This is a genomic window from Termitidicoccus mucosus (genome assembly GCF_038725785.1).
GTDB classification, from domain to species: Bacteria; Verrucomicrobiota; Verrucomicrobiia; order Opitutales; family Opitutaceae; genus Termitidicoccus; species Termitidicoccus mucosus.
The window spans coordinates 4,125,976-4,145,246 of sequence record NZ_CP109796.1; the positions used below are offsets into that span (position 1 = coordinate 4,125,976).

Genomic DNA, 19,271 nt, shown 5'->3' on the forward strand with positions numbered 1-19,271 from the left:
ATTTTGATTTCCAAATCCTCGATTTCCGGCCGGTCGACCCCGGCGCGACAGCGCCGCCAATCGAAAATCGATCGAGAATCCAAAATCGAAAATTCCTCATCCCTGCACGATCTCGGTGCCGATGCCCTTGTCGGTGAAGATTTCCAGCAGCAGGCTGTGCGGGAGGCGTCCGTCGATGAAGTGCACGCGCTGCACGCCCTCCTGCAACGCGCGGATGGCGCTGGCGACTTTCGGGCGCATGCCTTTGTCGATCACGCCGGCTTTCTTGAGCGGATCGACCTGCGAGACCTTCAGCGTCGAGATGAGGGAGTCGGGATTCGCCGGGTCGGAGAGCAGGCCGGGCACGTCGCTCATGTAAACGAGCCGGCGCGCGCGCAACGCGCTGGCGACACGGCCGGCGGCCACGTCGGCGTTGATGTTGTAGGGCTTCTCGTCGGCGAAGCCCTCGGCGACGGGCGAGATGACGGGCAGGAAGCCGTCGGCGATTTCCTTTTTGATCACCTTGGCCTTCACCTCGGTGATGTCGCCGACGTAGCCGAGATCGACGGGGTTGCCGTCGTCGTCCACGGCGAGCTTTTCGCAGGCGAGCACGGTGTCGCCGGGCAGCCCCTTCGGTTTCGCGCCCGCGCTGGCGATGGCGGCGCACACGTCGCGGTTCACCACCTCGTCGAGGGTGCGCTTCACGATGGCGACGGCGGCCTCGTCGGTCACGCGCATGCCGTTGACGAAATTCGCCTTCAGGCCCGACTCGGCCATGGCCTTCGTGATGGCCTTGCCGCCGCCGTGCACGACGACGACGTTGATGCCGACCGCGGCGAGAAACGCGATGTCGCAGGCCACGCGGCCGCGGGCGACGGGATCAGGGTCGTCCATGAAGCTCCCGCCGTATTTCACGACAAAAGTGGAGCCTCGGAAATCCTGGATGTAGGGGAGTGCCTCAAGCAGCACCTTCGTCTTGGCGGTGATTTCAGCGACGTTCATTGCGGGTCAGGGCACGCGGCCGGCGGCCGCATGGAAGTGGTGGAGTTTGGTGAAAACGCTCACGGCTTGTTTGAAGAGGAATGCAACACCTATCGCATTCGCTCGCGGTTTTTCGATAAAATTTTGGGGCCGGATGAAAGAATTCACGAAGGGGAAACCCGGCCCTCGCGCGGCGCCATCCTCAAAATCGGCTTCACTTCCCGCGCGCTTCGTCCACTTCTCGAGGCCACCGTGCCCAGCACCCATCTCACCTTCACCTCACGCGACGCGCACCGCGCCTGGCTCGGCGGCCAGGCCGCCCTGCCCGCCGGCTTCCGCGTCGGCGCCACGCGCTTCGACTTCACGCCGCGCGAGGCGCCCAAGCCCGCCCGCATGACGCTCACGCTCATCGCGCTCGACCGGCCCACGCCCGACTTCGCCGCCGTCTTCACCCGCAACGCCTTTCCCGGCGCGCCCGTCATCATCGGCCGCCGGCGCCTCGCGGAACCCTCGCTCGGCGCCATCATCATCAACAACAAAATCTCCAACGTCTGCGCGCCCGACGGCCTCGAAACCGCCGCGCGCGTCTGCGCCGAGACCGCGCGCCACCTCGGCCTCGCCCCGGAGCAGGTCCTCCCCTCCTCCACCGGCGTCATCGGCTGGAGCCTGCCCGCCGGCGCGATGGTCGCCGCGCTCCCGCAGGCCGTCGCCGCGCTCTCCGCCGGCAGCGTCCTCCCCGCCGCCGAGGGCATCGTCACCACCGACCTCTACCCGAAAATCCGCCGCGCCGCCGTCGGCCGGACCGGCGCGAGCATCGTCGGCATCGCCAAGGGCGCGGGCATGATCGAGCCGAACCTCGCCACCATGCTCGTGTATGTCTTGACCGACCTCGCCGTCCCGCGCGACACGCTCCGCGCCATGCTCGCCCGCGTCGTCGATGACAGTTTCAACACCATCAGCATCGACAGCGACACCAGCACGTCCGACACCGTCGTGCTGCTCTCCTCCGGCAAAATCCCCGCCGCCGCCGATCACGCCGCCTTCGAAACCGCCCTCGCGCAGGTCTGCCGCGACCTCGCCGAGGATGTCGTCCGCAACGGCGAAGGCGTGCGCCACGTCATCCGCGTGCGCGTCGCCGGCGCGCCCGACCGCGCCACGGCCCGCGCGCTCGGCAAGGCCGTCGTCAACGCCCCGCTTTTCAAATGTGCCGTCGCGGGCAACGACCCCAACGTCGGCCGCCTCGTCCAGGCCATCGGCAAGCACGTCGGCGCGCACGCTCCCGGCCTCGACCTCGGCCGCCTGCGCGCGCGCATGGGCGGCATCGAGATCTTCGCCGGCGGCGCCTTCCAGCTCGACCCGCAAAAAGAGGTCGCGCTCGTCGCCCACCTGCGCGACGCCGAACTCTACGCCAGCGTGCCGACCGCCGACGGCATTTTCACGCCGCCGGTGAATTATCCCGCGCACGAACGCTGCGTGGAAATCGACCTCGATCTCGCGAGCGGCGCCGGAGCCTGCACCGTCCTCGGCGGCGACCTCACCCACGAATACGTGACGGAAAACGCCGACTACCGGAGCTGAGGCCAATCGGCCTTCAAGCAAGTTCCAAGCATCAAGTCCCAAGCGACAAGAAGAGCCCGCGCCGCTGAAAAATGCGAAGCGGCCCCGTAGCGCAGGCATCCTTGCCTGCCGTCGAACCTATCTTGCGCGAAGCGCGGCATTTTTCAGAAAAGACAATCAGCGGCGCTACGCGCCTTTTGGTTTCGACGGCAGGCAGGATGCCTGCGCTACGAAGCATCGGCGGGGACTTGCACGGTGTCGCGCGCCGGCGACGGCGCGTTTACGGTCGCACGGCCGCGATGGTTTGGAATAGTTGCGCCACCAGCTCGCGGATGTTTTTCGCGGCGGTTTCGGGCACCATCGCGTCCTGCAGCGACATCGGGCGCGGCATGATGGAGAACACGCCTGCGATGCCGATGCGGTTGATCGCCGCCGTGTCCTCGACGCCGCCCGCCAGGGCGATCACCGGCACGCCGCGCCGGGCCGCCGCCGCCGCGACGCCCTGCGGGGCCTTGCCCATCGCGGTCTGCGCATCCATGCGACCCTCCCCGGTGATGACGAGGCTCGCGCCATCGAGGAGATTTTCGAACCGGAGCGTCTCGAGCACCAGCGCGATGCCCGGTTGCAGGCGCGCGCCGAGAAACGCCAGCAGGCCGCCGCCCATGCCGCCCGCCGCGCCCGCGCCGGGTTCGGCGTCGATGTCACGGCCGGTGTGCGCTTTTATCACCGCGGCGAACTGGGCGAGCCCGCGGTCGAGCACGGCGACCATTTGCGGATCGGCGCCTTTTTGCGGGCCGTAAACATGCGCCGCGCCACGCGGGCCGGAAAACGGGTTGTCCACATCGCACGCGACGCGAAATTCCGCCTCGCGCAGCAATGGGTTCGCGCCGGAGCCGTCGATGCGCGCGATGGTTTTCAGGATTTTTCCACCGTGCCCGAGTTCGGTCCCGGCGGCATCGAGGAACCGGAATCCCAGCGCCTGCAACAGGCCCGTGCCGGCGTCGTTGGTCGCGCTGCCGCCGATGCCGAGAATGAAACGCCGGCAGCCGCGCCGGAGCGCGTCGGCGATCAATTCGCCCGTGCCGAGGGTCGTGGTTTCCATCGGATTCCGCTCGCCGGGCGGCACGAGCGGCAGGCCGCTGGCCGAGGCCATTTCGATGACGGCGGTGCGCCCGTCGCCGAGGATGCCGTAGGACGCGGCGACCGGGCGCATGAGCGGGCCGTGGACGGTGAGCGTGTGCGTCCGCCCGCCGGTGGCCCAGACCAGCGCCTGCACGGTGCCCTCGCCGCCGTCGGCCACGGGCACCTTGACCACCTCGCAGCGCGGGTGCACGGCTTTGATGCCGGCCTCGATCGCGCCGGCGACCTCAAGCGAATCGAGGCACCCTTTGAACGAATCCACTGCGACGACGATTTTTTTCATGGGGAGTTTCCGGAATAATAAAACAGGTTCGACGCTATTTTCGATGAAAAGTCCGGTTGTTTTAGTCACAGAGTTCACGGAGCGCGGACACAGAGGACACGGAGGAAGTTCAAAATCAAACCTCTGTGGACTCTGTGCCGGAGCTCTGTGTGCTCTGTGACTTGGTTTTGCTTCTTTGCCATGAAAAACAGCCATCAAAATAGCGAGGAACCATAAAAAAAGGCTGACGCGGCGAAGCGGCCTCGCGGCGGCTCACGGCGTGACGATGAGCTGCGCGCAGAGTTCTTTCTTGAAATAGGTCCGGGCAAAGGCGCGCAGGGCGTCGATGGTCACGGCGTCGATGTGGGCGTCGTAATTTTGCCAGTCGTTCACGGGCTGGCCGTAGAGGGCGTTGAGGCCGGCCTGCATGGCGCGCGAGGAATTGGTTTGCAGGCTCATGCGGCGGGCCGCCTTCAGCCGGGTCCGGCAGCGGGCGAGTTCGTCGTCCGCGGGGCCTTCGGTCTGGATGCGGCGGATCTCGGCGTCGATTTCGTCCAAAACCTGCGCCTGGTGCGCGGGCGCGGTGCCGGCATAAAAGGCAAACATGGCCGTATCCAGCCCGGTAATACGCGTGGAGCGGACAAAGTAGGCGAGCCCTTTCTCCTCGCGGACGCGCTCGAAGAGGCGCGAGCTCATGCCGCTGAAAAGTTCGTCGGCGACTTCGCCGACGTAGTAGTCGGCGGCGCGGAGCGCGGGGCCGGGATAGGCCTGGTAGACGACGGCTTGCTCGCGGGGCTGGCGCTCGATGTGTTCGCCGGGATAGGCGGGAAGCTGTTTCGGCGCGTCGGGCGCGGGGAGGCCGCCGCGGGGGATGCGGGCGAGGAGGGCTTTCAGTTCGGGGACGAGTTTGCGCGGGTCGAAATCGCCGGCGACGGCGAGGATGGTGTTTTCGGCGACGTGGATTTTTTTCCAGAGGGCGCGGAGGTCGGCGGGCGCGAGGGCGCGGAGGCCGGGGGCGTCGCCGGCGGCGTTGAGCGCGAGAGGATGCGGGCCGAAGAATTTTTGGCGCAGGAGCTTCTGGCCGTAGGTGACGACATCGTCGTCGTCCTGGAGCAGGGCGGCGAGCTGGGCCTCGCGTTCCGTGGCGAAGGAGGCGGGCGCGAAGGCGGGCAGGCGGATGGCTTCGTCGAGCAGGGTGAGGGCGCGGCCGGCGTCGGTGGGAAGGACTTCGAGGGCAAGGCCGAGGGAGTTGTTTCCGGCAAAGGGGTAGAAGGCGCCGCCGGCTTCCTCGATGTGCTGCGCGACTTCGGCGGCGGTGCGGCGGCGGGTGTCGCGGGTGAGGAGGGTGGCGAGGAGCTGGGTGGCGCCGCGTTTGCCGGGCTCTTCGTGGAGGGGGCCGCCGCGATGGAGAAGGCGGAGGTGGAGATTGGGCAGATGATGGTCGGGCTGGAGGAGGAGGCGCGCGCCATTGGGGAGGCGGAGTTCCTCGAATTGCGGATTGGCGGCGGCGGGTTTGCGACCCAATGGGTTACAAGTTGCGCTGGTGGCGGCGGCGGGTTTGTTTTCGACGGGGTTCAGCGAGACGGTCGTGAGGTGCTCGGGGACGAGGTGGGTCTTGAGCACGCGGCGGAGGTCGGCGGGAGTGGCGGCGTGGAGGCGTTCGAAATAAATGCGGGCGTGGTCGAGGTCGCCGATGACGACTTCGGCGGCACCGAGGCGCGCGGCCTGGCCGCTCATGGTTTTGCGGGTGTTGATTTCGGAGACGGTGAGCTGGCGGATGGCTTTCTTGAGGTGGGCGGGGGTGAGCGCGCGGAGGCTGGCGGCGCAATGGCCGAGGATTTCATGGACGGCTTCGGCGGCGGGCGCGCGTCTGGCCGGATCGCAGGTGTAGGAAATGGTGAAGAGCCCGGCGGCGCCGGGTGTCCAGCTGTGGGCGTCGATGGCGTGGACGAGGCGCTTTTTTTCGCGGACGGTCTGCCAGAGGATGGAACTGTCGCCGCCGCCGAGGATGGTGGCGAGGAGATCGAGAAGAGGAGCATCGGGGTGGGTGAGTCCGGGGATTTGCCAGGCGAGCCCGGCCCGCGTGATTTCCACGTCCTCGTGCAGGTGGAGGGCGCGGGGGGCGAGTTGGGCGGGCTCGCCGGGGACGAGGACGGGCGCGAGCAGGGCGCGGGGGGCGGAGCCGAAATGGCGGTCGATTTCGGGAAGGATGGCGGCGGGGTCGATCTGGCCGGCGATGACGAGGGTGATGTTGTTGGGGACGTAGCGGGCGCGGTAGTAGGCGAGGAGCTGGTCCCGGGTGATGGAGGCGAAGAGAGACCGATATCCAATGATCGGATACCGGTAGGGATGCTGGCGGAAGGCGGTTTCGAAAAGGGCCTCGGAGAGGCGCTGGTCGGGGTCGTCGCGGCACATGTCGATCTCGCGAAGGATGACATCCTTTTCGCGGGCGGTTTCGTCCTCCGGGAGGGTGGAGTGGAGGGCGAGGTCGGCGAGCAGGTCGATGGCGATGGCGGCATGCTCGGAGGGAAGGTCGATGTAATAGACCGTGCGATCGAAGGTGGTGTAGGCGTTGATGTAGCCGCCGTGGGCCTGCACGGTGGCGGAAATCTCGCGCCCGGCGCGGCGGGCGGTGCCTTTGAAGAGCATGTGCTCGAGGTAGTGCGACAGGCCGGCGCCGAGGTGGGCGTTTTCGTGGATGCTGCCGGTTTTCACCCAGACCTGCACGGAGGCGACGGGGGCGGAGGCATCGGGCTTGAGGAGGACGGTGAGCCCGTTGGGGAGGACGGTGCGCGTGACGGGTTCGCGCCAGAAGGGGGCGAGCAGGGCGAGGTCGGAGGTGATCCGGGCGGCGGCCTGGCGTTGGGATTTCTTGGTGCGCGGGCGGGCGGTGCGTTTGGCGGGCATGCGGATGATCAAGACGAATTGTTAAAGTCGGGCTCGCGAGACAAAAACGCCGCGCAGTCAGGCGCGGCTTTTGTGAAGGGGGATGCGCCGCGGTGGGCGCGGCGCGGGCGATGGCACGGGTTTACGCCGCGGGGTCGGCGACGAATGCGCGCGGCTTGCGGGCGGGAAGGAAGGGTTTTACGAATGCCTCCTCAAACGTATAAATGGAGGCGAAATCCTCCCGGCGATCGTTTTCGGTTTTTGAAAAAATTTTATAATCGATGAGATTGAAGACGATTTCACCGAAGTCCTCGCAACGGGTGATGCCCCATGCGTCAAAAACGGTTTTTACGAGCGGGCCGAACTGGTCGAGCGCATATTGCCGCAATCCCTCAAGGAGCTCCGGGCCGCTGACGTGACGGGTGTGCGCACCTTTTTCGGCCTGTTTTTTACGGATGTTCTTTACCGTGTGATCGAGCGCTTCGCGAACGAACGAGTAGGCGCGCCGGTCATAGCGTGGGTCTTCTTTGCAGATTTGTTCGACGACCTCGTTAAATTTTACGTCCTGCATGGTGCGGTGGGCTGGGAAAGGGCTGAGAGTGGATGGAAAGGCTGGCCGAGGCAATCCCGCAACTTGCATATAGCTTGAGAAACTAGAGTGGATATGTATATTTGTTGCGATAATGTGACTTTGTGAAAAAATTTGGGATTATTTAATTGCATTTTCAGTGCGAAAAGGTTTTCTGAAGACATTTTCCAGCATGATTGCGTCAACACAAACCAACCATCCGATCGCTTCGCTTAGTTCCGATCGCAACCCCCAAACTCCCATTGATTTTGCGTGCTCGCGGTTAAAGGCTTCGGGTCTTCGTATCACCCAACCCCGCATCGCCATTCTTTCCTCGCTCATTCAGAGGTCGATGCCTGCCAGCATAGAACAGATCCATGGTGACCTGCCTCCCGACACCTGTGACCTTGTTACTGTATATCGCTGTCTGGCAGTATTTCAGGAAATCGGCTTGGTGCGCCTGAGCTATTTCCATAACGGCACCAGCGCCTACCAGATCACACTCAATAACGAGGAGCCGCCCTATCATGTGATATGCAAGGATACGGGTAAAATTGAGGAGCTCGACGCCGCAAACGCGGCCGAGCTTCGCGCGGTTCTGGGCCGTATCGAGGAATCCCTTCGGGCGCGCGGCCATGAGAGTGTCTCGCACATCGCGGAATTTTTTATCGGCAAATCCAAACTCGCCGAGGAAATGGCCGGACGCCGGGGCGCTGCCGAGGTTCCGCAGGCCATCCAGCAACGGTCCCAGTCATCGGTGCCGGTGCCGTAAAACGCAAAATTATAAAGGTAAGCATCACCAAAGAACCACGGTCTCCCAAGATCGTGGTTCTTTGGTTTTGGGAAGCCCGGTTATTTTGACGGGTTTGCACATGGTGCACCGCGGGAACCAAAATTAATTGCTTTTCAGTGGCCGGTGCCCGGGCGCAACGTCGTTTGCGCCGCCTGAGGCAAACTCCCTTGCCATGGCTCGCTTCGTTTCAAGTTCCCTCCCGCCCTGCATCATGAAATCCGTCATCCTTGCTTTGTGTTTCATTGCGTTCAGCCAGCTCGTGTCTGCGCCGCTCTCGGCCCAGACCGCCCCTGCCGCGGCCAAACGGCCGTCCAATTATGTTGGCGAACTTGTAAAAACCATTCAGCCGGCACGCGAGCTGGTTTATAAAAAAATCAATGGCCGCGAACTGCGCCTGTATATTTTCGAGCCGTCGGGCAAGGCGGCCGGGCCGCGTCCGTGCTTCGTGTCGTATCACGGCGGCGGGTGGACGTCCGGCGGGCCCCGCTCGATGTTTTCGTTCACCGAATGGGCGGCGAAGCACGGCATGGTGGGCATCAGCGTGGAATACCGCCGTTACAAGGCGGGCACGGACGTGACGGTTTTCGATTGCGTGAAAGACGCCCGTTCCGCGATGCGCTATATCCGCGCGCATGCCGCCGAACTCGGCATCGATCCCAACCGCATCGCGGCCAACGGCGCGTCGGCGGGCGGGCATTTGGCGGCGGCCACCGCGCTTTTCACCGGAATCGATGAAGCAACCGACGATCGCTCCGTGTCGTGTGTGCCGCAGGCCCTGGTCTTGTTTTCCCCGGTCATCGACACGTCCGCCGAAGGCTACGGCAACAAGAAGATCGGCGAGCGCTGGAAAGAGCTGTCGCCCGCCGACCGCGTGGTGAAGGGCGTGCCGCCGACGCTCTTGTTTCACGGGACGGGCGACACCACCACGCCGTTCAAGGGCGCGGAGAAATTCCAGCTCGCGATGACCCGGGCCGGCAACAAGATCGAACTCGTCGCGGTCGAGGGCGCGATTCATACTTATATGTTCAAGGATGCCGCGCTCTACGACGAAACGCTTCGGCGCATGGAGGCGTTCCTGCGCGGCCTCGGTTTTGCCGGGAAATAACAACGGGCTGGCGCGCCGCCGCGTTCCCTTTGAAAAACTTGGGATTTCCCTGTGCCGCGCGCGGGGTTTGTCATGGTTCAATTACGGGACCTTGGCTTGATCCTTGCGGAGCGCGGGGTTTGATTCGATTGGTTGGTCGCGCTGTCCCGCCGACCGCCCCCCATCGCCTCCATTTATCGACCGCCGCCGCCTGCAGCGGCTTCTTTTTCCCGTATTTTTTGATTCGTCATGATTGCCGTTTCCCCACCCCCGGGTTTACCGTCCCGCCGTCGCGACCGTCGCAAGATCGAGCTGGTCGAGAACCTGATGGATTTGATACCCCAGCGAAATTCCCTCGTCAGCCAGGTGGTCGAGACCATCCAGTCGGGCATCGACAAAAATGTCTGGCGCGAATGGCTGCCCAGCGAGCGCGCGCTGGCGGAATCGCTGCACGTGAGCCGCAACACCCTGCGCGCCGCCATCGCGCAGCTTGAGCGCACCGGCGTCGTGCGGGCCGAACACCCGCTGGGCACGCGCATCGTCACGAAGCGGGGCAAGCCCGGCTCCGGAAAAAAGCACCACGTCGTCGCGTTGCTCATGCCCGAACCCATCACCGCGCTCCGCCCGAAAATCGCCCTCATCGTGGACGAGTTGCGCGGGCATCTCGCCGAACTCGGTTTCCGCCTGCACCTGTTTCACGGCGAGCACTATTTCGCCGCCGGGGCCAGCCGCCGTCTGCAACGTCTCGTCGCCGACAATCCTCATGATTGCTGGATTCTCACGCTCGTGCCCGATCGCGTGAAGCTGTGGTTTCAGGAGCAGGGCATTCCGTGTGTCGTGTCGGGCACATGCGGGCCGGGGTTGAAGCTGCCTTTTGTCGACCTCGACTACCATGCGCTCTGCCGGCACGCCGCCGGCCAGATGACCAGCCTCGGGCACAAGCGCATCGTTTTCCTCACCGAAAAATCCACCAAGGCCGGCGACGTCGCCAGCGAGCGCGGGTTTGTCGAGGGCATCGAATCCGCCAGCGACGGGGACGCCAAGGGCTTCGTGGTGCACCACCAAAACACCAACCACAGCGTGCTCAAGACGCTCGACCGCCTCTTCCACGACGGCCCCGCCAATCCGCCTCCGACCGCGATGTTTGTGGCCAACCCGCATTTTTATCTGCTCGTGCTCACCTATCTGCACGGCCTCGGGCTGCGGGTGCCCGCCGACATCTCGCTCGTGTGCCGCGACGACGATTCGTTCTTGAATTATATCCATCCCGTGCCGACCCGCTATTCCTTTGACGAAGCCTCGTTCGCGCGCCGCCTGTTCAAGCTCATCATGCAAACCGTCGAGGGCTCCCACATCGTGAAAAAGGACATCCGCATCATGCCCGACTATAGAAAAGGCGCCACCCTCGCCGCGCCGGGCGGCGAGCCCGCCCAGAATCCATCCGCGATTGAATAAACCCGGCAATTTCCCATCCATGCAAACCAGCCGCCTTGCCTTCCTCCTCCTGTTGATTCTGGCCGCGCCCCTCGGCGCCGCGCCCCTGTTCGAAACGATGGAATTGTTTCCGTCCACGCCGGACAACAAGCCGAATTACCGCATCCCCTCCATCATCCGCGCGCCGAACAACGACATCCTCGCCATCGTCGAGCGCCGCAATCACGGGATCGGCGATGTCGGCGACATTGACATTGTGATGCGCCGCAGCGCCGACCGGGGCAGGACATGGTCGGAGATCCAGACCATCGTCGACGACGGCACCAACACATCCACCGACATCACCACCTGCATCGACTGTGAGACGGGGCGGATTTTCGTGTTTTTCCTGCGTGACAAGAAAAAATACGCCTACGTCGCCAGCGACGACAGCGGAAAAAACTGGACCGGCATCGTGATGATTCACGACTCCGTCACCAAGCCCGAATGGGACCGGCTCGGCTTGAAGCCGGACCAGGACGTGGACGGCTCCACCGATCCCGAAAGCGACAAAAAGGCGTCGAAAGTCGTCCAGTGGAAACGCAACTGGATACAGCGCTACGGCGTCGGGCCCGGCTCGGCGGGCATCCAGCTCAAGCACGGTCCGCACAAGGGCCGCCTGCTCATTCCGGGCCGCCACATGGAGCAGGAAGGCAAATCCCGCCCCGGCTACACGCATGTCTTTTATAGTGACGATCACGGCAGGACATGGCAGCTCGGCGCCACAAAGATTATAAAATACGGCAACGAAAACCAGCTCGTCGAGCTGCCCGACGGCACGATCATGATGAACGCCCGCAATGTTTACAGCCGCTCCGCGCCTGACAACGCCCGCCGCCTGGTCGCGCTCAGCCGCGACGGGGGCATGACCTGGCCGACTGTCTGGCACGATGAGGCGCTGGTGAGTCTGCCGTGCCACGCCGCGACGCTTTTATATGACTATCCGGCGTCGCCGGACAATGGCGTCCTGCTCTTCGCCAATCCGGCGAGCCCCTTCCGCCAGAAGGAGCATCCCTACGGGCGCTACAACATGACCGTGCGCTGGAGCCGTGACAACGGAAACACCTGGAGCGCGGGCCGCATGATCTACCCGCACACCAGCTCCTATAATGACATGACCATGCTCGACGACGGCACCATCGCCATGATCTACGAGCGCGGGGACAAGGACTCGGTCAAATACTGGGACTCGCTGCATTTCGTCCGTTTCAACCTCGAATGGCTTTTCGCCCCGCCGCACGCGCCGTGGAACCCGTGAGGCAGGGCGTCGCCACCGATTGAATTGTGCGCGGAAGATTGGTTCTACTTTGTTAACTGAGGTTAACGCGGACGGGCCGCGGGATTGCGTGGCATGGGCGACTCGCCCATGCGGTTTGGCCGCCCGCACTGGTTTGTGCGCCAACAGAACACGGGCGGGACGCCCGTGCCACTCAAACCGCCAATCGCGGTTTCCGGGTTTAATTTCCTCGCGTCACTTCAATCGTATAAACATCCCTCGCCCCGGGCGCGGCGATTTTGAAGCTGATGCGGTAGATGCTGTCGCCCCAGTTGCGGCGGATATTGTTGTCGGACTCCTCATCCAGTTTCATCTTTTCAATTTCAATGTCCGCTTCGGCGCCGGTGAATTTTATAATAAACGGCGTCTCCGCGCCCGCGCCGTTTTTCCCGCGAATGGTCACCTCGTTTGCGCCGGTGACGCTGGCGGGGTGGCACGTCATCAGGCGCTCAATCACACCCCCGGTCTTTGTCAGGTCGGTCTCGTCGCGCACGATCACGCCGCGCCCGCGCTGGAGCGTGACGGAGCGCCGCCAGTTTTTCACGCCGGCTTCCTTGGGATATGCCCCGGCGAGGTCGGCGGAAAACGTCGCGGCGCCGCGGTCGAAACGCGCCTCGCGCGCCTTGTGGCCGGCGCCCGCGCGCTGCGGCACGCCGTTGATTTGCGGAACGTTGTGGTGGTCGGAATTGTTGTTCCAAAGTTCGTAACGCTGCTTGCTGAAGGTCTTGGCGGTATAGGTGCCCTGACCGATGTCTATCAAGACCGGCTGGCCGTCGTAATACACAATGAAATTGCCAATGTCATTGTGGTTGTGGCTCTCGGCGTTGTGGCCGCCCTTGGCGGCGAAATAAAAACCGGCGTCGGAGCCGCCGGTCTCTCTCGCCGCGACCACTTGCAAATCCGGGAACCACACCTCGCCGTAAAGCGGCGCAGCCGGCGGCGTGGCCTCCATTTCCGCGCGAGAGAACAAATCGTGGAAAATCCGCGCGTAATGCGCGCGCCAGGCGCCGGGGCCGCGCCAGTCGGCGGTGGCGCGGCCGAAGCCCGCCATGCCGGCGTCGCCAATGTCCCGCCCGAACCGCCAGACCAGCGTGCCCTCCGAGGAGATCCGCGGCGCCGCGTCGGCAAAATTGATGGCATACCTTGTCTTGTCGCTGATCTGGACGCGCGCGATGTATCTGAGCATGTTTTGTATCTTTTCGTTTTTATACAAATCGGCGAACGCGCCGTTCGTGGCCGAGTTGAGCAGCACAAGGCTGTCGTAAAGCGAGCCGCCGGCGACGTTCCAGTAGCCCGGCCCCTCGTCGCAGCCGCCGTCCCGCGGATACGGCGTCAGAAAATAATCCAGCGTTTCCACTACTTTCGCGACGTGCGCGGCGCGCGCGGCCTCGTCCTTTTCCATCAACAGCGCGCTGGCCAGCCAGTTTGAGCAAATCCACGGGTTCCAGTTGTTGGTGCCGGTCATCCAGCCGTGTTTCCGGTGGTTTTTGGGCAGCATCACCGGTTGCAGGATGCGGCGGGCGATCTCGGCGTGGATGCGCGCGCGGATTTTCGGCGAGACAGCGTCGAGTTTTTCGCCGAGAAAATAATCCGTCCACGCCAGCAGTTCCGAGGTGGTGGCGGCGAACAGGTCGACAAACGGGTCGTCAACGTCCATCAGGCCGTCCCTTTCGCGCAGGTGCGCCGACACGCCCCACCACGACTCCTCGCAAATGGCCCAGACGCCGTTTATAATCTGGTCCATAAAGCGCCCTTTGTCTTCGGCCAGCTCGGCGACGAGCAGCGCGGCCAGCGTGGCGCGGCGCTGGAAACTGACGTGCTCGTAATGCGAGCGGTTGCCGGTGCGCACAAATTCCAGCGACAGCGTGGCCGGCAGCGCAGGCCATTTGAAGCCGATGTTTTGCTCCGCGTATTTTATATAACCGTCGAGCAGCCGGCGGTCGGCCTTTTCCCACGCGGCGCGGTCGCCGGCGCGCGGAAACGGCGTCCACTGGTCGCGCGGAATGAGGCGGCGCTGGAGTTCCGCGGTGGTGGCGCCGGCTGCGAGCAGGCCCGGCGTCGGCGCGGCGGGCGGGGTTTGCGCCGCCAGCGGCGCCGCCGCGAGGATGGAAAACACGAGGAGTGCGAGGGGTCGGATATGTTTTTTCATGATGGGCTTGGAAAAATTTGAAGGCGATTGGTTGTATCTGGTGCAGCCGGCTCATCCGCGCGGGGCGAATTGCCGTCGATAATTCGCGGGCGTGCGCCCGGTCCGGCGGACGAACGCCCGATGGAACGCCACCGCGTCGGCATAGCCGGTTTTGCCCGCGATTTCCTTGATCGTCCCGCGGGTCTCGCGCAGCAGGCGTTGGGCCTCGTTCATGCGCAGGCGCAGCAGAAACGCCGCGGGGCGTTCGTTGAATGCGGCCGTGAAAAGCAGCCGGAAATGCGCGGCGGAATAACCGGCGCGCCGCGCCATCTCGCCCACCGTGACCACGCCGCCGCGCGTGCGGGCCCAGGTCATGATTTGATGCAGGCTTTCCGCACTGGATGTTTCCGGCGGCGGGCGTGATGGCGCGGCTTGCAGGAAACGCCCCAGCAGCAGCGTCAGTTGCGCCGCCCGCAAAGCGGTGTTCACGGCGTTTGCAGGCCGGGTGGCGAGTTCCATCGCGCGCGCCACATCGCGATCCACGGAGTTTGCATTGGGGCCGGCGAGCAGGGCGAATCCCTGCTTCCTGCCCGCCCACGCGCGCAGCACGGCATTTTCGGAATCGACCGGCTCCTCCAGCGCGAAATGCTGCACGGATGCGCGGACGCGCCCGTCTCCGGCGGCGCCGCCGGAAAACGGCGTGTGCGGGAATATCAGCACGCTTTCCCCTGATTTCAGAAAAAACTCCGGCGTGTCGCCCACGCGCAGCCGCAACCGGCCCGCGTGCACGTGCAGCAAATCGAAGTGCGGCCACGCCACCGGCGCGATGGTGTGCCGCCGGTCGAACTGGCCGTAACTGTGCAGCAGGAGGCGCAGCATGATGTTAGTATCAATAGATCGGCGTTTCTATCAATTGAAAACAAAGCCGCCCTTTGGCATTATCCTTGGATTCGATTCCGACGATATTCGGAAATATCAATCCAAACCCCGCCATGACTTCGCGCGAACGCATCCTTGCCGCCATCAACCACGAGCGCCCCGACAGAATCCCATGTGATTTCCATGGCATGGACGCCTGCAACAAGGCGCTCTTTGCCCGGCTCGGAGCCCACGATTATCCCTCGCTGATGGATCGTCTCGGCTACGATATGATCGACATCCGGGGCATCGTCGATCCCGACTGGGTCGCGCCGTTTCCGAAGGTGCGCGAACTCGGCGGCGGCGAGTTTCAGGACTGGCTCGGTTTTAGAAGAAAACGCATGCAGACGGCCTTTGGCGAGATCACCGAGCACTCCGACTTTGTGTGGAAGAACGCTCAAACCATCGCCGACCTGGCCGATGGCGAGACATTCACCTTTCCCAAAGTCGAATGGTTCGATTTCAGCACGATGCCGGGCCGGCTCGACCCATTCGCCGGCCGCGCCGTCATGGCGTCGGGAGCGAGCGTGTTTCAGCATCCCACGCTGGTGCGCGGGCTCGATAATGTCCTCTGCGACCTCTACGAGGCGCCCGAACTCGTCGGGCATGTCAGCAAACTATACACCGACTTCTATCTGGCTTATTTCGACCGCATGCTCTCCGCGTGCGCCGGCAAAATAGACATCCTGCGCTGCGCCGATGACTTCGGCACGCAGCAGGCGCTTCTCATCAAGCCGGAATTTTTCCGGCAGTTCTTTCGCGAGCCGCTCAAGCAACTCGTCGATCTCGCGCACAGCCACGGCGTGAAGTTCATGTTTCACTCCTGCGGGTCGATCCGTCCGCTCATACGCGATCTCATGGAAATCGGCGTGGACATCCTCGATCCCATCCAGCCCATGGCCGTTGACATGAACCTCGCCGATCTCAAGGCGGAGTTTGGCGCGGAGATTTGTTTTCACGGTTCGGTTTGCACGCAAAGCACGCTGCCCGACGGCACGCCGGAGGACGTGCGGCGCGAGGTCTTCTCGCGTCTCGAATTATTCAGGGGGGAAGGTGGTTTCATCCTCGCGCCCGCCCACATCGTGCAGCCCGACGTGCCGGTTGAGAATATCATCGCGCTGTATGACGCGGCCCGGGAATTCAACGCGCGCTGAACATCGGTCATGATGGAAAATTTTAAATAATGCCTCAGCCGGATTGCCTGACCTAAATCCGGCCGGGTTTTTGCCGGGAATGCAACCCATTGGGTTACATTGCAGCGGGCGCACGGCCGGTGTCTGGCATGGGCTGCATGGTTCTTTCAGAAAACCATGCGATTGGATTTGGGATGCCTGTCATTTCGGGATAGGATGAGGTGCCGCCCCAGCTTCGGCCTCACACCCAACTCCCAAAAATACCATCATGCATCCTCGCTCATTCCTTTCGCTGCGGGCGCTCGGCGTGCTTGCGTGTGCGTTTGTCGCCGCGCCGGCTGCCGTGAGCCAGTCTGTCCCGGCAGACACCGCTCCCGTCGCCTCCGATGGAGTTGTCAAGCTCCCGGTCTTTGATGTCACGACCAGCGGCGACGTCGGTTATCTCTCCCGCAATGCGGAGAGCGCCACCCGGCTCAATGTCCCCCTGAGTGACATCCCCCAGAACGTGGTTGTATTCAACGCGGAGTTTCTGGAGGACATCATGGCCCAGGACATCACTGATGTCGCGCTCTATGATCCGTCGATCAACGCTTATAATGAAAATGATAATTTCACCATGCGCGGGTTCGGCGGCACGGCCGCCACCGCGGCGGGGGGAAATTATTTCAACGGGTTTCCGCAGGCCACGGCGCTCGGTTCCCAGACCCTGGTCAACACGGGGCGAATCGAGGTGCTGAAGGGCCCGAACGCGGTGCTGTATGGCTCGGGCGCGTTCGGCGGCACCATCAACCGCATATCGAAAAAGCCGCTGCCGCACGAATACAATCGCCTGGATTTCCTTGTCGATTCCGAGGGGTATCTCACCGCCAAGGCGGACAGCAGCGCCCCGCTGCCGGGGCGGAGGCTGGGATACCGCCTCAACATGCTGTGGGCGGACGGCGATGACGTGCGCAACAATCCCAAGAGCGCCTTTGTGGTCGCGCCGACCATTTCGTGGGAAATAACGGACAACACGCTGTTGATTGTCGAATATACCCACCAGCGCGAGGAGCGGGTCGGGAACTGGGAGTTTCCGATCGCCAATGGCGATCCGCTGCACTTGCGCGTCAACGACGGCACGGTGCGCGATGTCGATATCCGGCGGTTTCTCGGCGAAAGCGATGACAACCGCAAGGTGACCCGAAATATAGTTTACGCGGATCTTCGCCACGAATTCTCCAGAAACCTTATCTTTCGCGCCATGTTCAACATGGAGTCGAAGGACCAGTTGACCGACGAGACGCTGGTTGACGGGACGCAACTGGTCATCACGGACACGACGGCTTACGTGCCCCGGGCCTACCGTGAAAACGACCAGTGGGACGACGGCTGGCGTTTGCGAACGGAAATGGTGGCCAAGTTCAACACGTGGGGGCTGAAGCACCAGCTCCTCGGCGGCTTCGGATGGGAAAAGCAAAAGACAAGGCGCCATCGTCTTCAGACTGCGGCCAACAACGGGCCGGACTTTCTGCCCGATCGTTATCAGCCTGCCGACATCTTCGACCATGTGCCGGGGCCGATCACGAACCTCCCGCCCATGACGGTGACATTGGACGATTTCACCGACACCAAGACGCCGTCGTTATATGTGAGCGACCTCGCTTCGGTCCTGGACGAGCGGCTGTTTTTCCAGGCGGGTTTTCGTTATGTGGAGACGGAAAGGGAGTTGGCGAACTACAGAACCGGCGCGCGCAGTTCCGGTTCCGAAGGCTCCACCACGCACAGCCTCGGTTTTGTTTATCATCTGACGGCGGACAAGCAGTGGTCGGTCTATGCGAACAACAACACGACCTATGTCCCGAACTTCACGGTGAATCCCGACGGTTCGCAACTCGACTCGATGACGGGTGATCAATACGAGGGCGGCCTCAAGTTTTCCCATGGCGATAGGTTCAACGTGCTCCTTTGTTATTTTGATATCAGACAGAGCAATGTGCCGGCGCCGGATCCGAATCGCGATGATTATCAGACGACCATCGACGGCCTGCACAGCAAGGGCCTTGAAGTGAATTTCAACTGGAATCCTTCGGGCGAATGGTCGGTTTTTGGCGGCTACGCCTACACGCACAGCATCAACACGCAGACCGGCGAGCGCCATTACAGGTCGCCGTTGCACGCCGTGTCGATGTTCGGGCGTTATAGTATAAGGCGTGGCGTGCTCAAGGGGCTGTCGTTCAATGCCGGGGCCATCTGGCGCTCCTACACGCTCCCGCAAATGGCGACCACGCGGCCGGAGCCGATCTGGGATGTGCCGGAATACATACGTTTCGACGCCGGCATCGGATACAAATTCAACGTCGGCGGGATGAGCTGGCAGGTGACGGCGAAGGTCAAGAACATCGACGACCGCATCAATTATCTCGCGACCTATAATGTGCGCGTGCAGGTTGACGACCCGCGCGTATGGATTCTCGGTTTGAACACGGAGTTCTGACGGAGCCGCGCGGAGCGCGCCGACCTGTTCCCTGACCGCCGGACTCCACCAGGGATCCAGCAGGAAAATGTAGTCGGCGGTGTGCAGCGTGATGCCGGTATTCACCCGGCCCCATGCTACGCGATACCCTCCCTGCTCCATTTTTATTGCGACACAATAAACCAAACGCACTCTGGGGCCGCGGAGTGAAGATCCATATCGCCGGACAGTTTAAAAGCGAAGGGTGGCGGCATGATGCCTTTCTTTTATAATTATGGGGCTTGGTCTTACTGTAATAATTCGACGAACTGGATATATCCGAAAAATCGGCAATAAATACACGAATTCGGATTTTATTATACACTTGTAATAAAAACTATAACCCAGTCCCCATACCCATGCACTCCAGATACGAGCATCCTATCCTCGCGCGGATGACGAGCGGTGTTTTCTTCGCCGTCGTTGCAGCGTCATCCGCTTTTGCCCAAGCCGTCAGAAATGATACTGTCGTCAACGAACCTGCCTCTTCCTATTCAGATATAGATTCATCAACAAGTTATAAATCTTCGGGGACTTCTGACGATGAGGTGATCATGTTGTCCCCCTTCCAAGTGGATTCCACAAGGGAGAAGGGATATTTC

General features: G+C 62.8%; 13 protein-coding genes. 7 read left to right on the top strand and 6 right to left on the bottom strand.

What is annotated here, in order from left to right:
* Positions 1-96: 96 nt before the first annotated feature.
* Entirely contained in the window at positions 97-981 is an 885-nt protein-coding gene (gene argB / locus OH491_RS14485; protein ID WP_068773061.1) for an acetylglutamate kinase, read from the bottom strand.
* Positions 982-1,212: 231 nt separating this feature from the next.
* On the opposite strand from argB, the gene OH491_RS14490 reads away from it, so the two are divergent.
* Positions 1,213-2,538, top strand: coding sequence for a bifunctional ornithine acetyltransferase/N-acetylglutamate synthase (locus OH491_RS14490; RefSeq protein ID WP_068773196.1), 1,326 nt, complete (start codon positions 1,213-1,215; stop codon positions 2,536-2,538).
* A gap of 259 nt (positions 2,539-2,797) precedes the next feature.
* Here OH491_RS14490 and OH491_RS14495 read toward each other — a convergent pair whose 3' ends face one another.
* The 3 genes from OH491_RS14495 to OH491_RS14505 form a co-directional block, all read right to left on the bottom strand.
* Positions 2,798-3,940 carry a glycerate kinase gene (locus OH491_RS14495; protein WP_342750533.1) on the bottom strand — a complete coding sequence of 381 codons (1,143 nt, stop codon included), beginning with the start codon at positions 3,938-3,940 and terminating at the stop codon, positions 2,798-2,800.
* A gap of 252 nt (positions 3,941-4,192) precedes the next feature.
* Positions 4,193-6,826, bottom strand: a complete 2,634-nt coding sequence (locus tag OH491_RS14500; protein WP_084442746.1) for a M16 family metallopeptidase — start codon at positions 6,824-6,826, stop codon at positions 4,193-4,195.
* A 121-nt stretch (positions 6,827-6,947) separates the two neighbouring features.
* The gene (locus OH491_RS14505; RefSeq protein ID WP_068773063.1) at positions 6,948-7,376 is read right to left on the bottom strand and encodes a Minf_1886 family protein; all 429 of its coding nucleotides are present in this window, start codon (positions 7,374-7,376) and stop codon (positions 6,948-6,950) included.
* A 190-nt stretch (positions 7,377-7,566) separates the two neighbouring features.
* Here OH491_RS14505 and OH491_RS14510 point away from each other — a divergent pair, with 190 nt between their 5' ends.
* The 4 genes from OH491_RS14510 to OH491_RS14525 all read left to right on the top strand — a co-directional run bounded on the left by OH491_RS14510 (position 7,567) and on the right by OH491_RS14525 (position 11,981).
* Positions 7,567-8,145: a Fur family transcriptional regulator gene (locus OH491_RS14510; RefSeq protein ID WP_084442718.1), complete on the top strand. Its 579-nt coding sequence runs from the start codon at positions 7,567-7,569 to the stop codon at positions 8,143-8,145.
* A 232-nt stretch (positions 8,146-8,377) separates the two neighbouring features.
* A complete protein-coding gene (locus OH491_RS14515; RefSeq protein ID WP_334319741.1) occupies positions 8,378-9,271 on the top strand; it encodes an alpha/beta hydrolase in 894 nt (297 codons plus the stop codon).
* Between the two features lie 228 nt (positions 9,272-9,499).
* Complete coding sequence (locus OH491_RS14520) at positions 9,500-10,705, top strand: substrate-binding domain-containing protein (protein WP_084442720.1); 1,206 nt, start codon at positions 9,500-9,502, stop codon at positions 10,703-10,705.
* Positions 10,706-10,724: 19 nt separating this feature from the next.
* Positions 10,725-11,981 (top strand): sialidase family protein, encoded by a 1,257-nt coding sequence (locus OH491_RS14525; RefSeq protein WP_068773066.1) that lies wholly within the window; start codon positions 10,725-10,727, stop codon positions 11,979-11,981.
* Between the two features lie 199 nt (positions 11,982-12,180).
* Here OH491_RS14525 and OH491_RS14530 read toward each other — a convergent pair whose 3' ends face one another.
* Positions 12,181-14,148: a heparinase II/III domain-containing protein gene (locus OH491_RS14530; protein ID WP_145929127.1), complete on the bottom strand. Its 1,968-nt coding sequence runs from the start codon at positions 14,146-14,148 to the stop codon at positions 12,181-12,183.
* A 51-nt stretch (positions 14,149-14,199) separates the two neighbouring features.
* Positions 14,200-15,006 carry an AraC family transcriptional regulator gene (locus tag OH491_RS14535; protein WP_068773067.1) on the bottom strand — a complete coding sequence of 269 codons (807 nt, stop codon included), beginning with the start codon at positions 15,004-15,006 and terminating at the stop codon, positions 14,200-14,202.
* Between the two features lie 113 nt (positions 15,007-15,119).
* Between OH491_RS14535 and OH491_RS14540 the strand changes: the two genes are divergently transcribed.
* Entirely contained in the window at positions 15,120-16,199 is a 1,080-nt protein-coding gene (locus tag OH491_RS14540) for a uroporphyrinogen decarboxylase family protein (protein ID WP_145929128.1), read from the top strand.
* Between the two features lie 247 nt (positions 16,200-16,446).
* Positions 16,447-18,651: a TonB-dependent siderophore receptor gene (locus OH491_RS14545; protein WP_068773069.1), complete on the top strand. Its 2,205-nt coding sequence runs from the start codon at positions 16,447-16,449 to the stop codon at positions 18,649-18,651.
* Positions 18,652-19,271 lie beyond the last annotated feature (620 nt).